Source organism: Variovorax sp. P1_H2 (genome assembly GCF_056405295.1).
The window spans coordinates 1-7,256 of sequence record NZ_JBFUCJ010000190.1; the positions used below are offsets into that span (position 1 = coordinate 1).

General features: G+C 64.4%; 11 protein-coding genes. 7 read left to right on the forward strand and 4 right to left on the reverse strand.

What is annotated here, in order from left to right; all coding sequences use genetic code 11:
* Positions 1-177: 177 nt before the first annotated feature.
* Entirely contained in the window at positions 178-684 is a 507-nt protein-coding gene (locus AC1D2E_RS33830; protein WP_478201461.1) for an ABC transporter permease subunit, read from the reverse strand.
* A gap of 87 nt (positions 685-771) precedes the next feature.
* On the opposite strand from AC1D2E_RS33830, the gene tnpA reads away from it, so the two are divergent.
* The 3 genes from tnpA (at position 772) to tnpC (ending at position 3,163) form a co-directional block, all read left to right on the forward strand.
* The gene (gene tnpA, locus AC1D2E_RS33835; RefSeq protein WP_478201462.1) at positions 772-1,158 is read left to right on the forward strand and encodes an IS66-like element accessory protein TnpA; all 387 of its coding nucleotides are present in this window, start codon (positions 772-774) and stop codon (positions 1,156-1,158) included.
* Positions 1,155-1,493: an IS66 family insertion sequence element accessory protein TnpB gene (gene tnpB, locus AC1D2E_RS33840; RefSeq protein ID WP_478201463.1), complete on the forward strand. Its 339-nt coding sequence runs from the start codon at positions 1,155-1,157 to the stop codon at positions 1,491-1,493. The genes tnpA and tnpB overlap by 4 nt, the downstream gene beginning before the upstream one ends.
* Before the next feature lie 74 nt (positions 1,494-1,567).
* On the forward strand, positions 1,568-3,163 hold the full coding sequence (gene tnpC, locus AC1D2E_RS33845; protein ID WP_478201464.1) for an IS66 family transposase: 1,596 nt from the start codon (positions 1,568-1,570) through the stop codon (positions 3,161-3,163).
* A 568-nt stretch (positions 3,164-3,731) separates the two neighbouring features.
* On the opposite strand, the gene AC1D2E_RS33850 is transcribed toward tnpC, so the two are convergent.
* The gene (locus AC1D2E_RS33850) at positions 3,732-3,890 is read right to left on the reverse strand and encodes a hypothetical protein (RefSeq protein WP_478201465.1); all 159 of its coding nucleotides are present in this window, start codon (positions 3,888-3,890) and stop codon (positions 3,732-3,734) included.
* A gap of 133 nt (positions 3,891-4,023) precedes the next feature.
* Here AC1D2E_RS33850 and AC1D2E_RS33855 point away from each other — a divergent pair, with 133 nt between their 5' ends.
* Together AC1D2E_RS33855 and AC1D2E_RS33860 are read left to right on the forward strand one after the other, a co-directional pair.
* A complete protein-coding gene (locus tag AC1D2E_RS33855; protein WP_478178414.1) occupies positions 4,024-4,245 on the forward strand; it encodes a hypothetical protein in 222 nt (73 codons plus the stop codon).
* Positions 4,246-4,247: 2 nt separating this feature from the next.
* Positions 4,248-4,481, forward strand: coding sequence for a GDCCVxC domain-containing (seleno)protein (locus AC1D2E_RS33860; RefSeq protein WP_478201466.1), 234 nt, complete (start codon positions 4,248-4,250; stop codon positions 4,479-4,481).
* On the opposite strand, the gene AC1D2E_RS33865 is transcribed toward AC1D2E_RS33860, so the two are convergent.
* Positions 4,471-4,617 (reverse strand): hypothetical protein, encoded by a 147-nt coding sequence (locus tag AC1D2E_RS33865; protein WP_478201467.1) that lies wholly within the window; start codon positions 4,615-4,617, stop codon positions 4,471-4,473. The two genes, AC1D2E_RS33860 and AC1D2E_RS33865, sit on opposite strands and share 11 nt — an antisense overlap.
* Before the next feature lie 141 nt (positions 4,618-4,758).
* Here AC1D2E_RS33865 and AC1D2E_RS33870 point away from each other — a divergent pair, with 141 nt between their 5' ends.
* Entirely contained in the window at positions 4,759-5,700 is a 942-nt protein-coding gene (locus AC1D2E_RS33870) for a hypothetical protein (protein ID WP_478201468.1), read from the forward strand.
* 185 nt (positions 5,701-5,885) lie between these two features.
* On the opposite strand, the gene AC1D2E_RS33875 is transcribed toward AC1D2E_RS33870, so the two are convergent.
* Complete coding sequence (locus AC1D2E_RS33875; RefSeq protein WP_478201469.1) at positions 5,886-6,158, reverse strand: hypothetical protein; 273 nt, start codon at positions 6,156-6,158, stop codon at positions 5,886-5,888.
* A gap of 669 nt (positions 6,159-6,827) precedes the next feature.
* On the opposite strand from AC1D2E_RS33875, the gene AC1D2E_RS33880 reads away from it, so the two are divergent.
* The coding region (locus tag AC1D2E_RS33880) for a hypothetical protein (protein WP_478201470.1) at positions 6,828-7,256 on the forward strand (429 nt) is incomplete at its 3' end.

Here is a 7,256-nt window from a genome sequence, read left to right on the forward strand (position 1 = left end):
CCGCAGATCACGATCCGCTGCGACGCCTGCACCTCGAGGTCGATGTCCTTCAGCACCTGGTGGGCGCCAAAATGCTTCGAGAGCCTTCGTATCGCGACGACCGGGGATGCGGCAGCCGCGGTGCTCTCTTTCCAGGCCAACGGGCCGGCAGTGATCTTCATGCTGAGTTCTCCGCAACTAGTACGCGTATCTGAAACTGGATTCGAGCTTGCGAAACACGAACATGAGGCCGTAGTTGATGGCCAGGTAGACGAGGCCGGCACTGAGGAACACCTCGTAAGGCGCATAGGTCTCGGCGCTGATCARGCGTGCMGTACCTGTCAGGTCCAGCAACGTGACCGTGCTGGCGAGCGAAGTCGCCTTGCAGGTCAGGATGATCTCGTTGCCGAAGGCCGGCAGCGCCGTGCGCGCCGCGATCGGCATCTCGACCGTCAGGAAGGATTGGTGCTTCGCGAGCCCGAGGGAGAATGCGGCTTCCTTCGCTCCGCGAGGCACCGCCGCCAGGGCCGCTGCCAAGGTCTTGCCGGTGTAGGAAGCCGAATTCAGGCCCAGCGCGATGACGACGCACCAGAACGGATCGCGCAACACCACCCACAGCAACGAATCCTGGATCGCCTGGAACTGGCTGGCGCCGTAGTAGAGAAGGAACACCTGCACGAGCGCCGGCGTTCCGCGAAAGAACACGATGTAGCGTAAGCGGCCAGCCGCCCCACCTTGAGATCTGAAGCCAAGCCGGAGACCATGCTGTCCATCTAAGTTAGCTGGACATCTATGGACGTCAATCCGAAGCAACGCCGGCGTCACAGCGCAGCTTTCAAGGCGCAGGTTCTGGCGGCATGCGCCGAACCTGGTGCCTCAGTCGCTGCGGTTGCGCTGTCGTTCGGGCTGAACGACAACCTCGTGCATCAATGGCGTCGCGGTCGCGGGGCCAGTCCCGTGCGATCGGCAGCATCGACGACGGTTGCCGAGTCTGCGCCCGAGTTCGTTGCACTGTCATTGCCGGCGCCGCCGCTTGCATCGGCGTCATCACGCGCGGCGGCTGCACCCGCCGAGACGATCCGGCTCGAGCTCAAGCGCGGCGCTCTCGGCGTGAGCGTCGTGTGGCCGATCTCGGCGGCCGCCGACTGTGCGGCATGGCTTCGCGAGCTGCTGCGATGATCCGCATCGACGCCTTGTGGCTCTGCACCCAACCACTGGACATGCGCGCAGGCGCCGAGCGCTTGATGGCTCACGTCGTGCATGCTCTCGGCAGCGCTCGTGCGCACCACGGCTACCTGTTCGCGAACGTGCGGGCCACCCGCATCAAGCTGCTCGTGCACGACGGCTTCGGCGTGTGGTGTGCCGCCCGGAGGCTCAACGCCGGCCGCTTCGTGTGGCCGAGCGAGAGCAGCGCCGCGAACCCACTGTCGTTGACGCAGGAGCAGTTCGATGCGCTGGTGGTGGGACTGCCTTGGGAACGTCTGCCGGAGATGAGTTTGATCACACGGCTATAGGCTCGCAGCGGCGAGCGCGTTGACAGCGCAACTCCCAATGACGCAAGGCAGCCGAGCTTGCATGATGGGAACCCATGCAGGACTTGCACAACCTCAAGGATGAAGACCTCCAAGGTCTGACACCCGAGGCGGTCGCGGCGCTGGCCCAGCAGATGCTGCAGCACATCCAGCGCCAGGCGCAGGACATCCGCCTGAAGGACGCCAAACTCGAGAAGCTCACGTTCGAACTGGCGCGTCACAAGGCCTGGAAGTTCGGTGCGAAGTCCGAGGCGATGAGTGCCGAGCAGCGCCGGCTCTTCGAGGAGACGCTGGCCGAAGACGAAGCCGCTCTGGCGGCTCTGCTGCGGCAGGCGAAGGGCACGCCGCCCGATGACAATCCCTCGTCCAAGCGCAAGCCACGACGCCAGCCTCTGCCCGACCATCTGCGTCGCGTGCAGCACCACCATGAGCCCGAAGACACCGCCTGCCCGAGCCCGGACTGCGGTAAGCCCATGGTGCGCGTGGGCGAGGACATCAGCGAGAAGCTGGACATCGTGCCGGCCGAGTTCTTCGTGCACCGACACGTCTACGGCAAGTGGGCCTGCCGCTGCTGCCAGCGCTTGGTCCAGGAGGCAGTGGAGCCGCAGCTCATCGACGGCGGCATGCCCGCGGCAGGGCTGGTAGCACACACGCTGATCAGCCGCTTCGTGGACCACCTGCCGTACTACCGCCAAGAGGCCATCAACGCGCGCTCGGGCGTCCACACCCCACGCTCGACGCTGGCGGCTTGGTCTGGCCGTGGCGGCGCGGCATTGGAGCCGCTGTACGACGCGCACAAGCGCTTCGTGCTCTCGGCCCGGGTGCTGCATGCCGACGAGACGCCGGTGGCCCTGCTCGACCCCGGTCGGGGCAAGACCAAGAAGGCCTACGTCTGGGCCTACGCGCGCGGAGCCTTCGATCCGGTGCCGGGCGTGATCTACGACTTCTGCGTGGGACGTGGCGCGCAGTTCCCTATCGCGTTCCTTGGTGCAGCGCACGGTGGCCAGGATGAACGAAGTTGGCGCGGTACGCTGGTGCGAGATGAATACAAGGCCTACGACAGCGTGATGAGCGCTGAGCCCGGACGCACCGCCGCGGGATGTCTTGCGCACGCCAGACGCAAGTTCGATGAGTTGCTTCTGGACTCCGGCAAGAGCGCCGTCGCAGAGGAGGCGCTGCGTCGTATCGCGGAGATCTACCGCCTCGAGCGAGAACTATCGACGCTGGCGAGCGATGAGCGGCTGTCGAGAAGGCGCAGCGATGCGAAGCCGCTATGGACAGCCCTGCATGATTGGCTGCGACTGGAGCGAGGCCGAGTACCCGACGGGAGCGCGACGGCCAAGGCCCTGAACTACAGCCTCAACCACTGGGAAGCGCTGACACACAACCTGCGCGACGGCGACGTGAACGTCGACAACAACAGCCTCGAGAACTTGATCCGTCCATGGGCTGTTGGGCGCCGAGCATGGCTCTTTGCAGGCAGCGCGTTGGCCGGGCAGCGTGCCGCGATCGTGATGAGCCTGGTCCAGTCGGTAAAGCTGCACGAGCACGACCCGTGGGCCTACCTCAACGATGTCCTGACCCGGCTGCCTACGCAGTTGAACAGTCGCATCGACGAACTGCTTCCTCACAACTGGCAACCCTCGCGCTGAGCGCGCCGCGGCTTCCTCGGTGATCCGCGCCCGTCGGTCAACTATGGGACGGCCGGCCGCTTACGTTGATGCGACTCTTGCACGCAGTAGTAGATCCAGAGGAGCGAGTCGGGCCTCGGGTGCGGGGCGAATGCGGCGCTGGCGATGCATGTCAGGCGAAAAAGGCCTATCCGTTCAAGCAGTTGCGCGCCCTCCCTGGTGAGCCCTTCGTCGCAAGAAACGCGATCTTCGACGTCGAGGCCGATGGCGCCAATCACCAGAACCGCCACCAGGGGCGCCGGCCTATCGACATAGCTTCCAGCGACGCGGAGATGGTGGTGGCGGCKCGAAAACGGCGCTGGGCCTCCGCTTCCAAAGCGAGGGCTTCGCGAAGTGCGGCTTGGTCACCGTGCGTTGCTTGCAGCCGAAGCGCCTGGCAGCGTCGGAAGAGTTCGTCGTCTGAAAGGTCGGTCGGCTGGTCCATCCAGACATTCTGCTGGGGAATCTTTTGACCTCAGGACTTATGCGCTTTTCGCCTCATCCGCCTAGAGGAGGGAAAAAGTCACCGATGGCCCGTCTTCGCTCGGCCTTACTCCGGTGCGCCCAGTGCCTTCATGTGCGCCACGATCGCCTCGAGCTGCGCCAGGTCGAACACCCCATTCAGGATCGCGGAGCCGGTGTTGAGCACGTCCAACTCCTTGATCGAGCCTTCTCCTTCTACCTTGGGCAGCGGGAATTCCTCAGCCACGCGGACCTCGTGGTTCCTGCGGGCGAGGCGATTCGGGTCTGGTAGCTTGCGAGGTATGCCTTGATAGTCGCCGCGCCGCTCCTTCGGCAAAGCCCGCCTTGCCTCCCTTGGCGGTCAAGCGCACAGTCCCAAGATGAACCGCACCGACGTCATGCTTGCCGTGGTCGAGATGGCCAGGGAAGGGGGTGCGTTGCCTGCGACGGAGGCGATTTCGCACATCGCGGCCTTGATCGACCGCTTGGACAAGGCGAGCGAAAGCTACCAAACCGATCTCGAGGTGCTCCTTAGCATTGGAGCGACGATCTGGACGCAGGAAGTCGAGGCGACCAAGCGGACATACAGCCAAGAAAGATGACGATGACCGCTACCGCCCAAGAGTCGGTGCTGACCTGCCCAGAGTGCGGCCACGCCAAGTGCGAAGTCATGCCGACCGACGCTTGCCAGTTCCTCTATGAGTGCGAGCACTGCAAAGCGGTGCTACGCCCGAAGGCAGGAGACTGCTGTGTGTTCTGCTCGTATGGCTCGATCAAGTGCCCTCCCGTGCAGATGCAGCAGGGATGCTCAAGCTGCAGTGTGGGGCTCAAGCTGTGACTGTTAGATCGTCCATCAGCCCCGGCAGTACCTGCGTCGACCCTCGCTCTGCAATCTTTGCGCGCAGCTGTTGAGCCAAGGTCGAGGCGACCTTGCTAGCTTCCGCCGTGGCAATCTGCTTGTCGATGTGCTGCACACCATCCGCTCCTGAGGCCCGGCGCTGCGCCCTCAAAGCTGCGGCCGGATGACCAGGTCTAGGCCCCTTAGAACGAAAGTTCCATTCTTTCGCTCTCTGATGCGAAACTCTGGCGCATCGCACCAGCCCTGGAGCTGAAGAATGGTCGGTGAACCCCAGCCTTCGGAGCACGCGTTCTCTCGAGGCGAATGCCGCCTGAACCTTCCCGAGTACATCGGGCTGGTGGCTTCATGCCAAGCCGCCTTCGAAGCTGCTATGGCCGAGTTGCCTCCGCGGAGCCAAGTCGACCTCTGGAACGCTTTTCACCCGGAGACATTTCTGCCGTCAAGCGGAAAACGAACGCTTTGGGTGCTACGCCGCGGCATCCTGGATGACCTCGCGCCCCGGGTCGAGAGCATCCTCAACCGTACCTGGCAGCCCGAGCCCACGGACAACGACCAACTTGTCTTCCGCGCGGTGCTCGAGGCGCTCGCGACTGGCCGGGAGCGACTGAGCGAAATCACAGATTTCTGCAACGAGATTCACTCATGGCCTTCTGTACAGGGCGTGGCCGGCTACTTGACTGGAAATTTGGCGGCCGCAGTCCGGGTGGCCACGTCGGATGTCGCGGGTGACTGTCAGCCGCGGCGTGTGCGATTGCCCAGTTGGGCGCTGGTGGGAACATTGCTCGACGCCCTTGGCGCTGCTTCGGGGCGGCCGGATGCGACCTTGGTCGCGTTCACCGCGGCATTGGCCACCGTCCTCGGGCCGGAAAAAGGGCTGCTGACGGGTGAACACGCGCGCCTCCTGGTGGAGCTCTACCTCGCGACAGACGGGGGCCGGCGGAGCTCGGCGCTGGAACCGGCTCTTCGAGCCAACCTGGAGGGCGCGCAGCGGAGCAGGGCCTTGGGTGACGCGCCCGGTGACAAGTTCCACGAGGTCATGCAGGGACTGCAGCGGCTGCAATTGATTCGGATAGGTGAGGAGCAAGAAATGCGCTGGACCGCGCTTACCTTGGTTCATCTACCGCCTGGCCAAGCTGCGGGAGACCTGACGTCGTCCCCTTTCAATTGGCATTCGCCCCCGGAAGCGGGCGGCCGATAAGCGAGGAAACTGGACTTGGACTTGACCCTGTTGGCGGGCCTAGATTGCCACGCGAAAGGTAAGCCGCGAAGGGATGGGCGGTGCGCGCGAGCGTCATATTCGCGAGTTCTGGGACCAGCTCGCGCCAAGTTGCCTCGCTTGGCTACTCTGCCGGCCGATGCCTCCAAGCTCGATTGCGGACAAGTTCAGAAAGTTGGGGCGTCTGACTCAGTCTCCGGCTTTGGCTGCAGTGCCTTCTCAGCGTCCGAAAACCTGTCGCCAATGTAGTCGTCAAGGTGCACGGCAGCAGCCTTCACTTCCGCTCCCTCGGCCTTGACTGCGGCTTCGACCTTGGTTCTGTCGGCTTTGACAGCCGCCTGTGCCATCGCAAGCGACTGCTTGCTGTGCTCTTGGCATCCCGAAGCGGCGAATGCTAGACACGTTACAGCCGCTACTTGGACCAGCTTGAATGAGTGCATACCAACCTTTCCACGGTGGCGGCATTCGAAGGCGTGAGCTGATATTTGAAGCCCACCGAAATGGCATCACCGCATCGACAGTCGATCAACGGTACCTGCGCCTTGCAACGGAGGCAACCTCAGATTGGATGATGAAAAACGCCCGATGACGGGCTGCGAACTTCGGTGCCCGCGCAGTTCAGCGCTCGTGGGCGCACCTCGGACCGTGGGACTGAGCCGCGGCTTCCAGCCCAGCCGCCCAGAGGGGTCGCGGCTCAAGTTCCCGCGCTCCAGGAGCGCTGATTTCGTTGCATCGAATGCCCGATCCGAGGCGAATTCAGGGGGCGTCTACGGAGGACCGGTCTTGGCCGAATTCCGCCGGTCAAGCTCACTTTGCAGCCTGCCCATCGCCCAGTTCGCCGGAGCCTAAAAGTTCGCCGTCGTGGTGGTGTGGTATCCGGTGAGCCTGCCGCCCTGCGTCGCCTCAGCGCCGCGTGCCTTCCGGCCCCATGCGGGCACTCGCGACGTCGCGGTATCTGCTTTCGACGTAGACGGAAGCACCATCGTGGCGCTGGTTCCGGGCGGCAACCCAGAACAAACCCTTGCCGGGCCCGTCCGAAGGTGTGGGGTGCGGGCGTTCGGCCGTGTGCAGGCGTACCATTTGATCGACGCCCCTCAAGGAGCCACAGGTTGACCTCACCCAGGCTCGACGCACTCCTGCGCCAATGCGCGTGCAGCACCGCTCCGGAAGCCGCCTTCTGGAAAGGCGTCGTCGCGAGTCTCAATGAGCCGAGCCCGAACTGGGGCCTGGATCTGCACCCTGATCGCGAGCCGGGGTCGGTGGACGCCTTCGTCTACCTGGTGGACACGAGCAGCCTCTGGCTGGCCGGCGCGGCGATTGCGCCCGGGCTGTTGACGGCGCTCTACGAAGAGCACAAAAAGCAAGGCGGCGGCGAGGGCCGCCCGAGCAGCGACCTGGTGCGTGCCGCGGCGTGCATCGCTGCGGCAAGCGGGGGCGGCGATGCAACTGCCTCACCTGAAGTCCTGGCGGCCTTCGCGAGCGCGGTGCGCGCCCTCGCCGCTTCGCCGGCCTACGCCCAGGCCCGTCAGCACGAGTGC

Excerpts from the sequence above, each read along its gene's own strand:
- AC1D2E_RS33875 (WP_478201469.1), bottom strand. The coding sequence starts at position 6,158 with ATGCACTCATTCAAGCTGGTCCAAGTAGCGGCTGTAACGTGTCTAGCA.
- AC1D2E_RS33860 (WP_478201466.1), top strand. The coding sequence starts at position 4,248 with ATGACCGCTACCGCCCAAGAGTCGGTGCTGACCTGCCCAGAGTGCGGC.
- AC1D2E_RS33870 (WP_478201468.1), top strand. The coding sequence starts at position 4,759 with ATGGTCGGTGAACCCCAGCCTTCGGAGCACGCGTTCTCTCGAGGCGAA.
- tnpC (WP_478201464.1), top strand. The coding sequence starts at position 1,568 with ATGCAGGACTTGCACAACCTCAAGGATGAAGACCTCCAAGGTCTGACA.
- tnpA (WP_478201462.1), top strand. The coding sequence starts at position 772 with ATGGACGTCAATCCGAAGCAACGCCGGCGTCACAGCGCAGCTTTCAAG.
- tnpB (WP_478201463.1), top strand. The coding sequence starts at position 1,155 with ATGATCCGCATCGACGCCTTGTGGCTCTGCACCCAACCACTGGACATG.
- AC1D2E_RS33855 (WP_478178414.1), top strand. The coding sequence starts at position 4,024 with ATGAACCGCACCGACGTCATGCTTGCCGTGGTCGAGATGGCCAGGGAA.